Source organism: Arminella tubonensis (genome assembly GCF_003240585.1).
Taxonomy (GTDB): Bacteria; Pseudomonadota; Alphaproteobacteria; order Rhizobiales; family Rhizobiaceae; genus Rhizobium; species Rhizobium tubonense.
The window spans coordinates 20,217-36,360 of the sequence record NZ_PCDP01000082.1; the positions used below are offsets into that span (position 1 = coordinate 20,217).

Genomic DNA, 16,144 nt, shown 5'->3' on the forward strand with positions numbered 1-16,144 from the left:
CCTACAGCCTCATGTAAATGGTAATTGCCATGGATGGCTGGGTGTTGTTGTGCGCCAGACCGCCGCCAGCATTGTCGATTGACAGCGGGTGGACGTGTGCGCCGGCCACTTCCGTATTTTGAACGACCGTTGCAGACGGCGGCGTATCCCCAGCACGGAGACCTGCTAGGCCGGCATTGGTGTTGACGTTGCCCCTGATGCCGTGGACGTGGTCCCCGGCGCTGCCTGTCGTGCCGGTATGCGTGTGCGACGGCATTTCGTTGGCAATCAACGCATGAACCGCTTCACCGACAAGCCCGCCAAGGACTGTCGCCTGCGGGATCAAATTGACCGCCGTGTTGCCCATGTCGTCCATGCCGATCAGCGTGCGGCTACGGGCGTCGGGAAGTGTGATCTGCTTGTTTGCCGACCAGTCAGCAGAGGACGTTGCCCCGCGACCACCAACGACAACGAGCGTTGTATCGGTATTCCACAGGTATTCGAACAGCGCCTGCGTGTCAGCGTTGGCGCGTTCTGTTGCACCTGAAATAGCTGACCCGATCGTACGGGCGTTGACGCGAACGAAGCCAGACAGAAAGCCGGTTCCATATCTAGCCTTCATGTCGCCGGTCGAAAGCACCGCATCTGGATTGACCGGATTGTCACCACCTCCACCCCCGCCCCCAGACGGACCAATAATCGGCAGGCCGTCCACATCAAGGATGACTACACCCCCCGATGTCGTCATTCGCAGATGATAGAAGCCGTCAGCCTCGTCGAAGAACACCGACGGGAAGAAGCCGTTGCCATCGCTGACGACAGGGTTTGGCAACTTGTTGATGAGCCCGAGCGCATAGGCCCCGTAAACGCTGATCGGCGTTGTCGTGCCGCCCAGATAGAAGTACGCCTTGGCGCCGACCATCGGCTTGCCGTTGACGTCCTGTATCTGCGACTGCGATTTGTTCCAGAACCCGGCCATGCGGTTCTCCAATTGGAAAAGGCCCCCGATCAGGAGCCCTCGTTAATGCTGATGAATGGTTGCATCTTCCAATTCGGAGGATGTTGAGGCATGGTGAGCGAATGAAGATATTCGGCGAAGACAGAACAGTTGCAGTCTGGATCATCGGCGGCGTCGTAGCCGGAGGGATTTACCTCGCGGCGATGTACGGCGCGTTTGTGTGGGCGCTGAATAGTTACGGGTGGCCCGCCGCCGCCGCTACCGTCGCTTTCTTCATTGTCGCTCTCCTGCTGATAAACGCGAAGCTTGCGGCACGAGACCGCCAGACAGCCCGCGCGTTACGCCAGCAACAATCCGACCGGTATTTCGATCAATAGTCGGCAACTGCGCCGCTGCACCTTGAAGGGCCTGTAGAAACGAGCCTTGCGCAGTATTGGCTGGCATGGTCATCAAGTTCGCCACATCGCGCCACGTCTCGTCCTTTCTCGCCAGCATCGACGCGTCGTCCGTTCCAGCCAATGACTTCAGAAATCCCTGCGCCGTGACGATTGGTTTGCCCGAGGCGGCGTTCTGAACCATCGAAGGGCTTGTTGCCGTATCAACGGCTCGTTCCGCCGCCTGACGCGCATAGGTTCTGCTGTTCGTCGAGACATTTGCCCTCAACTGAAAAGCCGTCGCTGCGCGATCGATGGTATCGAACATATTGACAGCTTCACGCGGGCCGAGGACGTAGGCGAGTTTTTGGCGTGCGGCATCGCTCGACAGATCCCGAAGCGCTGCAATACCCTGGCGAGCATCCGTGTTCGGATCGGCGACGGTGCGCTTCACGTTGGCAATCGTCTCAGCGAATTTCGCTCGAATCCCACCTCGCAGGTGCTGCAGCTCGGGATTGGAAAGACCGGAGACGAAGGCCTCGACCTCGTCCCGCGGTACCGTCGGCGACAGGATGTGTTGCCCGAACAGTGCGGCCTCGCGAGCGTTCGCCGGGTCAGCGGCTGTGTCGAGCGCCGTACGATATTCCGGCACGAGAGCAGCAGTCGCGTTTCGAAGTGTCCGTGCGAGGTTGCCGTAGGCGAATCCTTCGGAAGTATTGCCACCAAGGATGCCGTTGCCGTCCCCTCGCCTGGACACGTCGTTCAAAGCGCGGGTGATATAATCGATCTGCCGAACGTCCGGGAGTCGCTCATAGGTGACAGTGCCGTCGTCCGCGACACGGGCAAGCATCTGCTGAGACTGTTCACCATTAACGCGCATCAGATTGTTTGCCCGAGCGACGATCGGTGGCGGGACGCGCGTCCGGATCAGGTTCTCAAGTGTTCGCCCGCGAGGATCGGCATAGTCGATAGGAGCCGCGTAGGCAGCGTCGTAGGCTGCGGTGCGTGCTGGCAGGCTCGCGTCCCGGATAGCGGTGAGCGGTGCCACCATGCCCTGCGGATTGCCGAGCGAAGTATCCAGGGCATTGTTGATGTCGCGGGAGGCTTGTTCCGCGCGGGCCGTAATCCGATTGGCCGCCTCGCCGGCGCCGGGACCAGCGCGAGCAATGGCGGTATCCAGGACGGATTGGGTCGCCGGGCCGGCATCGGCAAGCATCGCATGTTGACCGGCAGCGGCGATGTTGGCGTTTGTGGCTCCGGTAGCATTGTCAGCGGCGAGCGCACGAGCAGCGACATCAACGGCCGGTCTTGACGTGCCCGCCAGGCGAGCGGCCTCGCCTTGCGTGGCGGCAGTCCGGATTCCACGATAGGCTTCGCCGATGAGGTGGCCCACGTAAGGGGCAGCGAAACCTGCGACTGCTCCGACGCCACCTCCCCACGCTGCACCCTCGCCGCCATTCCGAGCGTAACCGTCAGCGGCCCCTATCACTCCGTTGGTGGTAGCCGACGCGATGGCGCGAGCGGGAACGCTTGCCGCACTGACACCGAACGCGGCTGGCGCGGCCGCAACGAGCGGCGCTGTCCCCGCGATATTGCCAGCAATCTCTCCCCCAGCCTCGACATAGGGATGGTCAGCGCCGGCCTGCGCCGTGATGTCTTGAGCCTGCTTTAGCTTGTCGGCATAGGGTTCGCCGTCAATTACCGAGGCGATACCTGCTGCTGCGCGCTGAAGGCCGCCCAGCACCGCGGGGCCAACGATCGGAATGCCGTTGGCAAAACCTGTCAGGCCCGCGCCTACCGCACCGTTCGCGCCGGCCATGCTCTTCTGCTGATCTTCCGCATCGAGCAGCTTTTGGCTTTCCTCCAGACCCGGATGGGAGCCTGGACGAGACGCAGGAAATAGCTGGAAACCAGCCGGCAACGGCGGAGTATCGTCGTGTACAGCTGTATTCGACAGGACGAAGCCGGGGGGAAGTGCTGGTGTGTTGTCAGCCATTATTTCACCGGTACCCATTGGCCGTTGCGAAGCTCGAGTGTCTCGCCAGTCGTCGGATTGTGAGCGCGGCGAACCGCACCTGGGCTGGCAGCGCCACTCCCGCCGATGCCAGTGTCACCGCCCTGCGAGTTGACGAAGTTTTTGTAGGCTGCATAGGGATCGGGCAGAGCCTGAAGCTGCTTAACAGCCTCGCCCGCCTTCAGTTCGCCTGAATAGTAACGGGTGATGATATCGGCCTTGGCCGTCTTCTGATCTGCCAGGGCGTCGAGGGTATCGAGAATGACCGTGTTCCCCTCTGGCGTGCCGCTGAGCTTCGGCAAACCATTCTGGAACTGCGTCAGGTCACGATCGGAGGACGTGCCGGAGCCAGGAATGCGCTGCGCGGGGACCATCTTGGCGATGATCGACTTCGCAACCTGCACCTTGTCCGCATTTGGGCCGACGTTGATGCCCCAGTCTGCCGCCGTGCTGGCCAAGGCACCAAGAACGCCAGTCGGGCTCTGACCCAAAGACGAACGCAACAGACCAATCTGCGCCTTGTCGTTCTTTGCAGTCTGGCCTTCGTCGAATATCCCGGAGAACACTTTGCCGAGACCTTCGCCAGCAGCCTTGTCCGTGGCATTTTCGGTCGACGTGTTGATGTTGACGCCCGGTGATTTCACCTTTTCCCAATCAGCGTAGGAACCCGTGAAGCCGTTTTCCTGAGCGAGCTTGAACTCCTGGAAGCTCTGCGGAGTCTTGGGCGCGCCTGTGTAGATCGGCTGCTTTGTGACCGGATCGAGTAAAGTCTCGCCATCGCTGACCTTGATCGGGTCTTGCGGCTTGCTGAACTGCCCAACGCTCTGCACTTCACCGGTTTGCTTGTTGGCGCGCGCAAATGTCCCGTCCGGCAGCGTGACAAAATCCCAGCCGTCAGAGGTCTTGCCCGTCGCGTTCTGCTGCCAGAGCTGCAAGCCGGCCTGTCGAAGGTTCGGATCGCGAAGCATGGATTGAATAAGCTGGGGAGAAACCCCGCCTCGAGCGATCGGCGTTACGCCAGGCGCAAGCGTCCTCATGCCGCCGCCTTGTGGGGCTGGAGCCGGCGCGTTCTGCGCTACCTGCTGAGGAGTAGGCTGTTGCGCCTGCTGCTGAGGCGCATACATGCCCGCCTGCTGGCTGTGCAGGGATTGAGCATAGGCGTCGGCACTGGCTGGGCTGTCGAATATACCCAAGTTCTGGCCCGTCTTGCGGTACTGATCCAATGCTTCCTGATTGCTCATGATCCGACCATCGTCGGAAACCGTGGGGACAAGTATTTCCTTGCCGTCCTGATTGAATGAGATTGAGCGCACGGTGCTGATGGTGCCGTCTGGATTCTTAACGACCGGACGCTTGGAAAGATCAATATTGCCGGGAGAGATGAGGCCTGGAACGTTCTGAGACGCCATTGTCATCGGCGGCTGCGCTCCAACGGCCGCAACTTGGGGATCGCGGTAGGCCGACTGGCCGTTGAGGCCGAGCTCCTTCATCATCACGGATGGCGAAGCAGTAGCTGGATTGAATGCCGGGGCAGAAGGCTGAGGCATCCCGGCGCGAGGATCGAGACTGGCAACCTGCGTCGGGCCTTGGCCATCGCCTTCCTCCATCGGCGTGTTGGCCTGGGCCGTCTGCGGCTCGTCCCTGAACTGGGTCGCATAGTAATTCTGCGTCAATGCCTGCCGACGCGCGGCTTCACCGCCTGGCTGGTCGTAGCCCTTGAACGCCCATGCCTTTGCCATCAGGTTTGCCGCCTCCTGCGGAGACTGAGCATTGTTCAGCTTTTGAACAAGTGTCGGGTCTTCCTGCATGAAGAACTCTGCCTGCGTCTGCGGGCTGATGTTCGAAGGGTCTTCGCCTTGGGCCTGGGCGTAGTTGCGCAGATTGGCCAAGCGCTCGTTGCGCCATGACATGATGCCGCCAGCCGTTCCTGCCTGCCCTGACGCGCTTGGATCGGCCCATGCAGCATTGACGTTCTTTGGTGACCAGCCGCTCTCAGCACGGCCTGTGGCCGCAACAGCAGCCAAACCATAGGGATTCGTCAGTCCACCTTGTTTCACCGTCGTAATGAAGCCGTTGTAGATGTCGTTGGGAGCGCCTGGAGCGACTGTGCCTTGAACGGGAGCCGGATTGGTGGCCGCGATCTGCGAAGACGCACCAGGAGCCGGGATAGCCGCCTGCGGAGCTTGAGCACCGAACAACCGACCAAGGAATCCGGGCTGGACAGGCGCGCCGCCGATCTGGTCCGCCAGACGGTTGAACGACTTGTTTTCCGATGCCTGATCGAGTGCAGAGCCGCCAGCTTTGACGAGGTTGTCAAGCCAGCCCGTATCGACGACAGGAGCCGGCGCAATCGGAATGACAAGGCTTTTGAGATTGGCAACCATCAGAACAAGCCTCCCGTTGCCGCTTTCAGTCCGAGGCTACCGACACCGCCGATCAGCTTGCCGAAGAAGCTAGACTTGTTGGCGTCCTGCTGATCCTTGAGACCCGCCGTTTGGGTGTTGATGCCCATCTGGCCTTGGGTGACGGTGTTCTCGAGACCGAGGCGATTGTCGACGCCTCCCTGATAGACGCCGGCCAATGCTGTATCGCCGGCCTGCTGGCCTTGTGCTGCCTGCATCCCCTGCCCGGACACACCGTTCAAGCGATCGAGCCACGAATTATATTCCTGATCGGCGGTGCCCTGGCCAAACTTGGTGAGCGCCGTCAGGGTGTTGCCGCTGTTGAGCATCCCCGCAGCAGACGCACCGCGAAGGGCGGCTGTCGTTCCTTGGTCTACGGCGAAGTCATATCCCGGAGAGGTATGGAACGCGCCTGTTGCCGCTGCGTTGCCATCAGCGCCGTTCAGCCCGATCGCGTTGCCGTACATGGTGTTCGCAGCTTTGCCGCTGTCGAGCCATGGCTGATAGCCTGCGATGCCACTGTTTATCGCCCCGGTGGACTGCTGTTCGCCGGTATCGATGATGTTGTTGCCGGTGGTATCGAAGCTGTTCAGCAAGCCGCTGTTCTTGCCGAGCGCCTTGATGGTGTTCGAACCGACATCGCCGCCCATCAGCCCTGAGAGAAAGCCCATATTATAATCCTCCAGCCGTAAGGCGGCGCTCGACATCGCGGATGTGGTCGTCGAGACGCTTCAGATATTGATACCAGGCGAGATCGATCAGCCCGGTTTTCGGGTCGACAAACGCCGCTGTCGGTGTCGGGATCGGCTGAAGGGGAACGAGGTTCGTCGACACTATTTCGACCTCAAGATGCCATCCATCGACCCGCCCAATAGGCCAACGTAGATGCGATCGGACACTTCAAAGCACCAGACCCGGCCATATCGGCCGGCAGACCCGGCGCGGTTGATGACGACGTTGGTCATGTATTTGGCCAGACGCCCGAGACTGCGTTTCAGCGGCGTCCCGAAGGTTGCTCCGCCGTCGTCCGACCACGAAATCAGGCAGACCGGATCAACCTCGATTGGATCGAGGCCGGTGACTTTGCCCTGACCGACGATGATGTCGAAATCGGCTCGAGGAATTGCCACCCGGTTCGGGAAGCCGATCGACGGCAGGGAATAGGCTTTCATGACCAGCGGGTTTGTGCCTTCGGTCTGGATATCAGGATTGAGCAACCAGATATCGCCGGTCGTCCTGTCCCCGATCACCCAGCCACCAAATGCCTGGACAGAACAGACCCCGCGCCAATGGTCGTCGAGATAGCTTGCACGCTCGTGCCAGAAGCCGGTTGCCAGTTCGTAGGTCCAGGAGAAGTTCGGGCCTGATACTGTTGCCCAGGCGTGGGCTTCGGTAACCGCAACCGTGACATCGAGCAGCGTCTTGTCGGCAACGGCAGTGATAAGCCGGTCCAGATCGGCATTGGAAATCTTCGTCGGCTGATAGCCGCCGTCGATCCGATAGACGCCGTTGTCATCACCAATGAAGATCAGGCTGGAGAAGCCGTATTCCGTGCCGGCGACGGCGAATGTTGATGCAAGCCCACGAGCAACCACGCTCGAGCGCGAGAATGGCGTGCCTGTCGCATTACCGGCGTTCTGCCAGAACTCGACGGACGATGGCCCCATCAGCATAAGCTGCTCGCCAAAGGCCACGGCATTGAGCAGGCCGCCGGAATGGCTCTCTGCCTTGCCGAAGTCCAGCGCATTGATGGTGATGTCGTTGATGCCAGAGGTGAAGAACCGCCCGTCGCGAATGGCGAAGACGAAATAGCCGTCAAGGAAGGCTACGGTGACTGGCTGCGGTAGATCCGGGTCTGTGAACGAGGTCGGCGCCGTCGTGCGGTTGACAATGAATGCGCCGTTCTCGGTGACGCAGACGATATCCGGGGTTGGCACCTTGTTGTTACGGGCGAAGGTGACACGACCGATTCCGGCTAGCGCCCCGAGGTTCACCTGCGAATAGACGCCGGCCGCGACATTGATGCGGGACAGCCGGTTGGACTGAGCTACGTACAGATCGCCATTGTAGAAGTGAAATCCGCGGCAACCCGGAAAGGCTGTCGCTATAAGTCTGGCAAGGCCCGGCACTCTGCGGCGAACGAACGACGCGCGAGCGCCGGACTCCAGTGCTTCGGCGTAGCAGTTGATCAGCCGACCGGAACCCTCACCAGGGCGGGCGCCCGGCGACGTGCTGTTGGGCCATACGATATCGGTCATCTCAGAAGTAGTCCGTTTCGACGCTGGAACCCGGCACGAAGTTGCTGTTCTTCATCTGCCGTAGGGTGCTTTCCGCCGTTGCTTGAGATTGCGGATTGCGGGGCTGCCCGAAGGTCGGCGCCGCCGTGTTGGCAAGTATGATCGCCAGCGGATCAACGAACTCGTCATCGAAATTGTCGGGATCGTTGGCGAAGTAGATTTGGCGCCGGTTCAACTCGGCAAGCTTGCCATCGATGATGTTGTCGATCTCGACGACGTCCTCCGGCTCGGGCGCCTGCCCTGCCCCGCCATCCGAGACGAGCAGTTTGAGGGTCGCGATGATCAGATCGTTACGAGTTTTCATGTCGCGGCCCTCCTTTTCGGCTACTTGACGTATTCGGCCTTGTCCTCATCGCTGAGGGCGTTGAAGGCGTCAGCCTCTTCCTTGGAAATCGGCGCGTGATTGATGGGCGCGCCGTTCTGCAGGATGGAGAAGGTGCCATCGTCATCCTCGACGGTGGTGAACGTTACGGCGACAGGCGCCGGCTTGGCTGACAGCTTAGGTGGCTCTTTGTCGGAGACCTTGAAATGCTGGTTGGTTCGGAGCTTGGACAGCAGCCCAAAGTCCTTTTCGCTGTCGAACTTGACAGTCTGACCATCGAAGAAGGTGGAACCACCCATCTCGACGACCTTGTTGTCGTCCTTCGGGGCCTTGTAGGTAACGGAGACTGTGCTCATATCCGCGCCCTCAAGCCATGAAGCCGGTCAGGTAGCACGTCGCCGTGCCCGCCGCGGCCGTTGCCGAGCCCGTGCCGAACGTCAAGGCGATGTTCGTGTCGGCGAGGTACTGGTAGTAAAGACCCGTTGCCGCCAGTGTGGTCGTCGAGCCGCCGGCCTGGCCGATGGTGGACGAAGCAACAAGACGAGCGGGTACGGCAAGGTCGCCAAGCGTCACGGCAACCGTCGGCGTGCCGTTGCTGTCGATGTCCGTCAGCGCCAGATAGACACCGGTAAGGACGAAGCCTCGTGGCACCTGGAGCAGTTCGACGGTATTGCCAGTGACCATGTCGGCAACGACGAGGGCAACAGCGCCCCCGAACGTCTTCATGGTTCGGGCGAAGCCCTGCCCGCCTGCCTGAGGCTGGGCATATGCGATACGATCAGCCATTGCCGATCTCCTTTACGTGTTGATTGAAAGGGAAAGGGAAGCCGAGAACCCCGGCTCCTGATCGTTAGGCGTTGGCAACGCCGGATACGAAGCCCGTCACCATGCCCCAGTCGACAAGCGTGCCAACAGTTGCCGCGGAACCTGCAGCAAGCGGAGCCTTGGCAATCTTGCCGACGCCGTACTGCGCTTCGATGCCGAGGCCGGTGATGAAGTCGTAGTCACCATCCTCGAGCGAGGTCGGGCGAGGCATTTGGCCCATGGCATAGGCGAGAGCGCCCTGGCCGCAGAGCAAGACCGGCTCAACGTCGATCGATGCGGCGCCGACCCCCTTCAGGAGCAGGCGCTGCGTGATTTCCGGGATTTCCTTGTAGATGATGCCGTCATAGACCAGTTCGCCACCCGTAAAGATCGGATTGCTCTTCGTGGGATCGCCGTTCTCGCGTGAACGAGCATCGCGGTTGGCCTGGTACATGACCGGGTCGGCCTTCAGGTCGCGGAAGCCGCGCGAGCCGAGGAAGCAGACGTACCATTCCTGGTCCGTGTTCTCGACCATCCAAGGATTGATCTTCGGACGGCCGTTGTAGACGCCGGGGTTATTCGGATCGACGCCGGTCTGCTTGGCGGCATCCTTCATCAGAGAACCGACAGCCGCGGTCATCTTGTCGTTGGTGGAGTCGACGTTGGCAACTGCGGTGGCGAAGGTGGTCGAGTAGTTGCTCATCTGCGAGCCGAACACGACGCGGTCATAGTTCGCGGTGACCCACGAGTTCTTGTTGGCAGCGGTTGCTTGCGACCAGGTGATGCCGTTGATGCGATTGCCGGGCGCAAGAAAGCGGTTTGCCTGGATCGACGACGTCGGGATGGACAGCAGAGAGTCAACCAGATCGTCACGCACGATGCGCTTCGACCAGCCGCGCAGCAGAGCGCGAGCAGTGGAGCGCACGTTAAAGGACGACTCCTTGTTGACCGCACGGTTGTTCGCCACGGCATTACGAGCCCAGTCGGCCCACATTGGCATGCCGTAGCTGTCGATCTGCTCTTCATTGCCGCGCATCGTGCCAGCACCGACGCCGGCACCGGACAACTGCGTCACGAGAGGAATGCGGATTTCCTTGCCGTCTGCTTCAAGATCGGCCATGCGGACGATGACAGACGTGCTGTCAGCGCCCATGTAGGGATCGAACCGCGAGGACCGCAGGAAGTCATAGGCGACATCGGTGCGGAACTTGACGAGTTCGTTGTTCGGGTGGTTCGAGGTGAGTGCCATTAGGCTCGCTCCAGGGGTTCAGCCGCGCTATCGTCGGCGTGACGTTGTGGAATTGAACAAGGCCCCGTCGCTCGCATCGGTTTCACCAGGGGAACTGCCCCCGGCGGGAAGACGACTGAGAGATGGAGGAATGCTCGTTAAGGGCGCTGACCGATTGGTATTTGACGCTGCACCTGCGCGAGCTCGCTCTACGGCCTGAGCCATAAAGGCGGGATCCGCCATGCGCTTTTCGAGTTCAGCATTGAGCCATGCCTCAGGATCGCCGCCGACTTTCGCCAGCGTCTCCTGCTGCTTGTGCCACTTCACCAGATTGTCGAAGGGATTGCCGCCGGCAGACGTGATCTGCTGGTGGAGCTGTCTGCCTTCAGGGGTCCCGAATATCTTTTCCGCCGCGGCCTTGGCTGCCGAGACAGCTTCTGGCGTATGAACGGCCGATGCTCTGGATTCCCACAGTTCCTCACGCATTTCCTGCATCTGCTGCTGGAACGGCGTGAGCTGGTTTTTCAGGAATGCGTCCGGATCATCCCAGAGGGTTGCCGGTTGCTGTTCCTGCTGTGGCTTGGGGGCCGGCTGGCGCTGTTGGGTAAGCACCGATACCTGACCGCGTAGTTCCGCGAGCTGGCGCTCAAGATCCGTGGCACGCTGCTGTGCCTCCTGACGCTTCTCGCGTTCAGCCTGAACCGCACCGACCGGGACATTGCCGTTTGATGGCTGCTGTCCGGCTGCTGGTTCTGTCGGCTCGGTAGGAGGCTCGACGGCTGCGACAGGCTGTTTGGCCTGAGGAGCTGCAAAGCGTCCGCCTTCATCGCGCGACGGCTGGTTGTGCTGCTGTGGCTCTTGCTGAATTTCAGGTGCGGGTGCGCCTGACGTAATCGACTCGAAATTGTCCATATCCGATAGATCGGCCATGTCGTGAAGTCTCCAGTTCGTCGGAGGTTTGACGGAACGCCCTTAAGCCTGGCGGCGGCATCGCCCTTGAAGTCGGCGGCACTCTGCTGGTTACGGACCAGCGGCCGGATAACGCCCTTGAGGATGGCGGCTCCTACGTGAGGTTTGCCTGTTGCCGCGTCCGTGCTGCCTCGTTGGCGGCTTGGATGGGCGCAAGTGTTGCCTCGACATTCGATTTGCGAGCGGCGGCTAGCGTCTTTGCAGTGTCCGCGTTCGTATTGTGAATTTCCGCAACGCTCTTGACGACGTCGAGTTCTGACGGTGCGCCTTCCTGCTGCGGTGGAGTATTTGCTTCCGAGACGGCCTTCTGGGCTTTCGCTTCGTCCAGCATTGCGCCTGCGTTCGTCTTGCGAAGTTCTGCCTGCGCTTGTGCAAGCATGATCGGGTTGGGCTGGGACGCCTGCTGCTTAGCGTTCTCCAGGATGCTGAGCGCCTTCTGCTTGATCGACCCCTGCAATGGTGAAAGCTCGATCAGCAGCTCCGGCGGAACGGCAACGCCCTTCTGCGCCATGATCGACAGCGTATCGTAGGCATCGCCCTGCATGTTCACTTCGTCCGGGCCTTCGTCGAGGATGATATCGACGTCGAGCGATCCCAGCGCGTTGACCAGCGCCGGCATACCGGTATTCGGGTCCGTCGATAGCTTATTGACCGCGAAGAACTGCGCCATCTTCTGATCATCGGTGACACGGATCCAGCGCTCGGATGTCCAGTGCTGTTGAACAGCACACCACAGCGCCCGATAGACGCGGATCTTCCAGCCGCGGAATGCCAGCATGTACGGACCGAGCTCGGCAATGCCCGCCTGCTGCTGAAGCTGGATGGCGCGGCCCGACATGTCCTGCACGCCCTGCCCCATCAGCGCAGGATTGAATCCGTAGTTCTCGATCTCGTTCTTGGCATCCTCGAGGAACGCCATCTGCCCCTGCAGCTCCTGACCGCGGGCATTGTCATCGAAGACGGGAGCCGTTGTCCCCGGCATGATCTCGAGCACGCCATCGGGACGGGCCGCTTCGCGGCGGATCACCTCGACGTCGTCGACCGAGCCCTTCTCGATGATGACGCGGCGGCTGTTCAACGTATGCAGGGCCTTGGAGCGGCGCTGGTTGATCTCGTCCTGGCTGGAACGCATGTTGCGCACGAAGCCGTACCGATCGCCGTCCTGGTCGACGTTGGCCGAGTACATGATGTATTTGCACATCGTCTTCTTCTTCTCATCGAGAAGATAGGACTTGCCCTCGGCCAGGATCGTCGAACCGGTGTAGATGCAGTAGTACCAGTCGCCGCCCTTGATGTACCAATGGTCGACGATGCGGATGCGCTTTGTCTCTCCGTTGGAAAACCACTTCTTGTCGCTGTCCGGGTTGCTGGTCAGCTCCGACCCGTTCTCCATCGAGGCGCGGATCTCGGCTTCCTTATCCGGGAACATCTCAACGGCCGCATCCTCGTCGGACCATTTTGAGGTTCCCATATAGCGGGCATCTGAGAAATCCCACTTGAGTGATCGTGCATCGTAGAAATACGCGCTGGCATCGACGGCTTCAAAGCCAATCTCGACATCTCCAACATCGCCACGCTCGAGGATGATCTCGACGCCACCGATGCCATCCACAGCGCCGCTCGATCCGCAGATCGGCGACTTCGTGCCCCAATCCTGCTCGTCGCAGACATAGCGCAAGACAGCGGTCGCAACGTCGGCGCCCTGCTCGTTGTCAGGATTGCGAGGAAACGCCCGGGGATCGGACTTCATCTTCTCAAGCAGGCCGATCAGCCCGTTGATCTTGCGGCCGATGCGATTGTAGGTGACGACTGGCTGCTTGCGCTTGTCGAGCGTCCTGATCTGCTTCGATGTGTACTGGACGCCGTGATAATAGCGCCGTGCGTTCTGCTGCTCCTTGATCTCCTCAGCCTTGAGGCCGAGGTAATCGATATACTGCCGCTTAAGCTTGTTGTGGTCTGCGGGCTGTACCGGTGGAGCGTTTGTGGGGGGAGCCGCCCCCACTGAAGGAGACGAGCCAACCTGATAGCCAGTTTGATTCATCAGTAGCTCACCCAATCGCCGGCTTCGGAGGTTTCACTTTTCGAGCGGTAGTCTTCCGACTTCTTTGCCGCCGGATCTGGTTTCTTCGGTAGGAACGGCCTCGACATGCAGCCGTAGCGCGCCTCGTCAGCAGCGTGATCCTCGGCATCGGTATCGAGGTCTTCCGGCCTGTCCTGGTCGTGCTGCAGCGACGGAACCGTCCGGATGAAATCCTTGCAGGTGGAGAACACGTAGAGCATCGGCCGACCGCCGTCGCCCTTCATGCGTGCCCGCATCTGGTCCCAGCCACCCATCGCGCCGCGCTGCGCAACGCGGGAGTTGTCGGCACGCTTGAACATCACCTTGAACTCAGTGGCACGCATCATGCGGCTGGCGATCGATGGGCCGCCGTCCTCCGCAAAGGCCGCCGGGTCGAGGACGCCGTAATTGATCTTCTCGCCCTGCTCGCGCTTCAGGATGCCGGCGCCGACTTCTTCGGCCGTGAGCTTGAGACCAACGTTCGCCTCGCCTTCCTTGCAGCCGTACCATTCGCGATAACGCACGATGGCACCGCGGGGAATGACACCATTCTCGGTCTGGTAGTCGTCGGTGGCCATTGCCCACCAGCCAACCGAGAATGGCTTAGCGGAACCCCAGTCCATTGACCTGAAACGCATCCAGTCCTGCGGAACGACGAATGGGCGAACGATATGCTGTTCACTCTGCCAGCAATCGAAGAACGCGCCCTCAACCGCATTCCAGTCGCCTTTCAGCCACGCTTTGACAAGCTGCTCTGAGCCGACGAGGTACAAGTTGTTCACGTAGTTCGGGTCGTTCTCCATCAGGAGCTTGTTGTCTTCGATCCGGCTTGGAATGAAGATGTAGCGATGCTCCTTGCCATTCGGCAGCAAGCGCACCAGTGGCTTCATGCCTTGCGGCGCCGGGTCGATATACCTCGCCTTGATCCAGTGCTGACCAGCGCCACCGGGGTTGCCAGTCAGCAGGAGTTGCGTCGGCACACCCTTGGCTGAGCGCAGCACGGCGAACAGCCTGTCGATCGGCTTGGAGTCCGGGTAGAGTCCGGCCTCCTCGACACAGGCGTCGCTGACATTCTGCCCCTGATATTTGTCGGCATCCTGAACCCGCTCGAGCGGGCGGAAACGAAGCCGGCCACCACCGGGGAAAGTCCATGTCTTCTTCTGGTCGTTCCAGCCGGCGCCGATCTTGCCGTATATCTCTCGGCTGCGCTCTATAGCGTCGTCCAGCATTGGCAGCTCGCGGCGACAGAACAAGGCGTTGAAGCCGGAGCCGTAGACCGACGCCTTGACCGCGTACTTGCCGAGAACGCCATCCGTCTTGCCTCCACCACGCGCTCCACCGAAGAACGCTTCACGGAACGGGCATTCGATCAACGCTTGCTGTGGACCCTCCTGAGGTGCCCACGCAAGGCTAAGACTTTGACCCATGTTCCTTGAGCCATTCCTCTTCGGTCACTGGCTTGGCGCTCACGACAAAATCAAGCTTGCCGTTCACGTCGATATCGAGCTTGTCGCCGTAGACCTTCGGGCGAAGCTTGCCGGCCATCCACTTACGCGCATCGATCTGAAGACGCCTGTGCTCGATCATATCGCCTTCCAAAACCTCGACGACATTTCCGTCCTTGTCGTATTTCGTCTTCTTGCCGATCATCGGCGTGTTGGCGATATCGGCGATATCATCAAAGAAGCTATCGGCCTGCGCTTCGCGTGCGCGGGCGTATTGGTCACGAAAGGTATCGTGGGCTGCCAGCCATCTAAAGACTGTTGCTTTTGATGGCATGTCCTCAGCGAGGCTGATTGACCGAAGGCTCTTTCCCTCGGCAAGTAGTTCGCAGATAGTATCTGCAATTTTCTCGGAATAATCTGTCGGGCGTCCCATAAACATCTTTCGCGCTTGCTTCTCCCCCGGAGACCGGGCGATTGTTGCTTTACAATTTCAACGTGGAGGAGTGCTTATATGGCGAACCAAAATAGACCCCTTCATGAACACGTTGGTCTAGTCTCGGGTGCTCTGGCGATAGCGGGTGTTATCGCGGGAGGCGCCCACTACGTGGACAACCTGCAAAATCAGTTGGACAACGCCAAAACAGCGATCATCGAGCTTCGGACGAAGCTTGATGCTGCAGGAGTTCGTGGAACGAAGGGGGACAAAGGAGAACGAGGGGAGCAAGGGGAGCCTGGAGAACGGGGACTTCCTGGGCAGCCCGGACCGAAAGGGGCAGACGGACAAAGCGCAGACAGCTCCCGAATTGAGCAATTATCGCAGCAGCTGGCGGAGATGAGGCAACGGCTTGATGGACTTTCTGCCGGTAGAGCCGCCGACCCACATCCAACGTCTTCCAATCGAAACGATACCGCGCCCATCGCGCTCGTCGCTCCGGTAACGCTTGTAGGAACATGGGTAGGCGCCTCAAGCTGCACCAACCTGCAATTTTCCATTACCTTCGTCGTGAAAACTCAATCGGGGCACTCGGGAGCCGGATCATGGAAATGGAATGGTTCCACTTCTGGCACGGACGATGCCACGATTAGTCCGATGCCGACCCCAGACAAGCCGAACAGCTATATGCTCGTCACCGCCGACAAGAACACCTACGATTACAAAGTTACACTGACGGGCGACCAGCTGGACGGAATGTCCAACTATGGCAATTGCCATCTTCATCTTGAGAAAACGTGAGGTAGCCGACGACCATCTACCGTGTCGAGCGTGAAGTGTTCCCTGTCGCTGGTTGGGCA

The 16,144-nt window shown here is 60.3% G+C and carries 15 protein-coding genes; 1 reads left to right on the forward strand and 14 read right to left on the reverse strand.

Annotated elements, in window-relative coordinates:
• Position 1: 1 nt before the first annotated feature.
• The 14 genes from CPY51_RS31185 to CPY51_RS31245 form a co-directional block, all read right to left on the reverse strand.
• Positions 2-958: a hypothetical protein gene (locus tag CPY51_RS31185; RefSeq protein WP_111164239.1), complete on the reverse strand. Its 957-nt coding sequence runs from the start codon at positions 956-958 to the stop codon at positions 2-4.
• Between the two features lie 252 nt (positions 959-1,210).
• Positions 1,211-3,307: a hypothetical protein gene (locus CPY51_RS31190; protein WP_111164240.1), complete on the reverse strand. Its 2,097-nt coding sequence runs from the start codon at positions 3,305-3,307 to the stop codon at positions 1,211-1,213.
• Positions 3,307-5,709 (reverse strand): phage tail tip lysozyme, encoded by a 2,403-nt coding sequence (locus tag CPY51_RS33025; RefSeq protein WP_206607275.1) that lies wholly within the window; start codon positions 5,707-5,709, stop codon positions 3,307-3,309. Before CPY51_RS33025 ends, CPY51_RS31190 begins: the two co-directional genes overlap by 1 nt.
• Positions 5,709-6,398, reverse strand: coding sequence for a hypothetical protein (locus CPY51_RS31200; RefSeq protein WP_111164241.1), 690 nt, complete (start codon positions 6,396-6,398; stop codon positions 5,709-5,711). The genes CPY51_RS33025 and CPY51_RS31200 overlap by 1 nt, the downstream gene beginning before the upstream one ends.
• Before the next feature lies 1 nt (position 6,399).
• Positions 6,400-6,561: a hypothetical protein gene (locus CPY51_RS32615; protein ID WP_154677749.1), complete on the reverse strand. Its 162-nt coding sequence runs from the start codon at positions 6,559-6,561 to the stop codon at positions 6,400-6,402.
• A complete protein-coding gene (locus CPY51_RS31205; protein WP_111164242.1) occupies positions 6,561-7,985 on the reverse strand; it encodes a hypothetical protein in 1,425 nt (474 codons plus the stop codon). The genes CPY51_RS32615 and CPY51_RS31205 overlap by 1 nt, the downstream gene beginning before the upstream one ends.
• Before the next feature lies 1 nt (position 7,986).
• Positions 7,987-8,328, reverse strand: a complete 342-nt coding sequence (locus tag CPY51_RS31210) for a hypothetical protein (RefSeq protein WP_111164243.1) — start codon at positions 8,326-8,328, stop codon at positions 7,987-7,989.
• Positions 8,329-8,348: 20 nt separating this feature from the next.
• Positions 8,349-8,702, reverse strand: coding sequence for a hypothetical protein (locus tag CPY51_RS31215; protein ID WP_111164244.1), 354 nt, complete (start codon positions 8,700-8,702; stop codon positions 8,349-8,351).
• A 10-nt stretch (positions 8,703-8,712) separates the two neighbouring features.
• Entirely contained in the window at positions 8,713-9,132 is a 420-nt protein-coding gene (locus CPY51_RS31220; protein ID WP_111164245.1) for a hypothetical protein, read from the reverse strand.
• A 64-nt stretch (positions 9,133-9,196) separates the two neighbouring features.
• Positions 9,197-10,399: a phage capsid family protein gene (locus CPY51_RS31225; RefSeq protein WP_111164246.1), complete on the reverse strand. Its 1,203-nt coding sequence runs from the start codon at positions 10,397-10,399 to the stop codon at positions 9,197-9,199.
• 27 nt (positions 10,400-10,426) lie between these two features.
• Positions 10,427-11,308: a hypothetical protein gene (locus CPY51_RS31230; protein WP_111164247.1), complete on the reverse strand. Its 882-nt coding sequence runs from the start codon at positions 11,306-11,308 to the stop codon at positions 10,427-10,429.
• A gap of 133 nt (positions 11,309-11,441) precedes the next feature.
• Positions 11,442-13,388, reverse strand: coding sequence for a portal protein (locus CPY51_RS31235; RefSeq protein WP_111164248.1), 1,947 nt, complete (start codon positions 13,386-13,388; stop codon positions 11,442-11,444).
• A complete protein-coding gene (locus CPY51_RS31240; protein WP_111164249.1) occupies positions 13,388-14,833 on the reverse strand; it encodes a terminase family protein in 1,446 nt (481 codons plus the stop codon). Before CPY51_RS31240 ends, CPY51_RS31235 begins: the two co-directional genes overlap by 1 nt.
• Complete coding sequence (locus CPY51_RS31245; RefSeq protein ID WP_195909669.1) at positions 14,817-15,284, reverse strand: terminase small subunit-like protein; 468 nt, start codon at positions 15,282-15,284, stop codon at positions 14,817-14,819. The genes CPY51_RS31240 and CPY51_RS31245 overlap by 17 nt, the downstream gene beginning before the upstream one ends.
• 78 nt (positions 15,285-15,362) lie before the next feature.
• Between CPY51_RS31245 and CPY51_RS31250 the strand changes: the two genes are divergently transcribed.
• Positions 15,363-16,085, forward strand: coding sequence for a collagen-like protein (locus CPY51_RS31250; protein ID WP_111164250.1), 723 nt, complete (start codon positions 15,363-15,365; stop codon positions 16,083-16,085).
• The last annotated feature ends 59 nt before the right edge of the window (positions 16,086-16,144 follow it).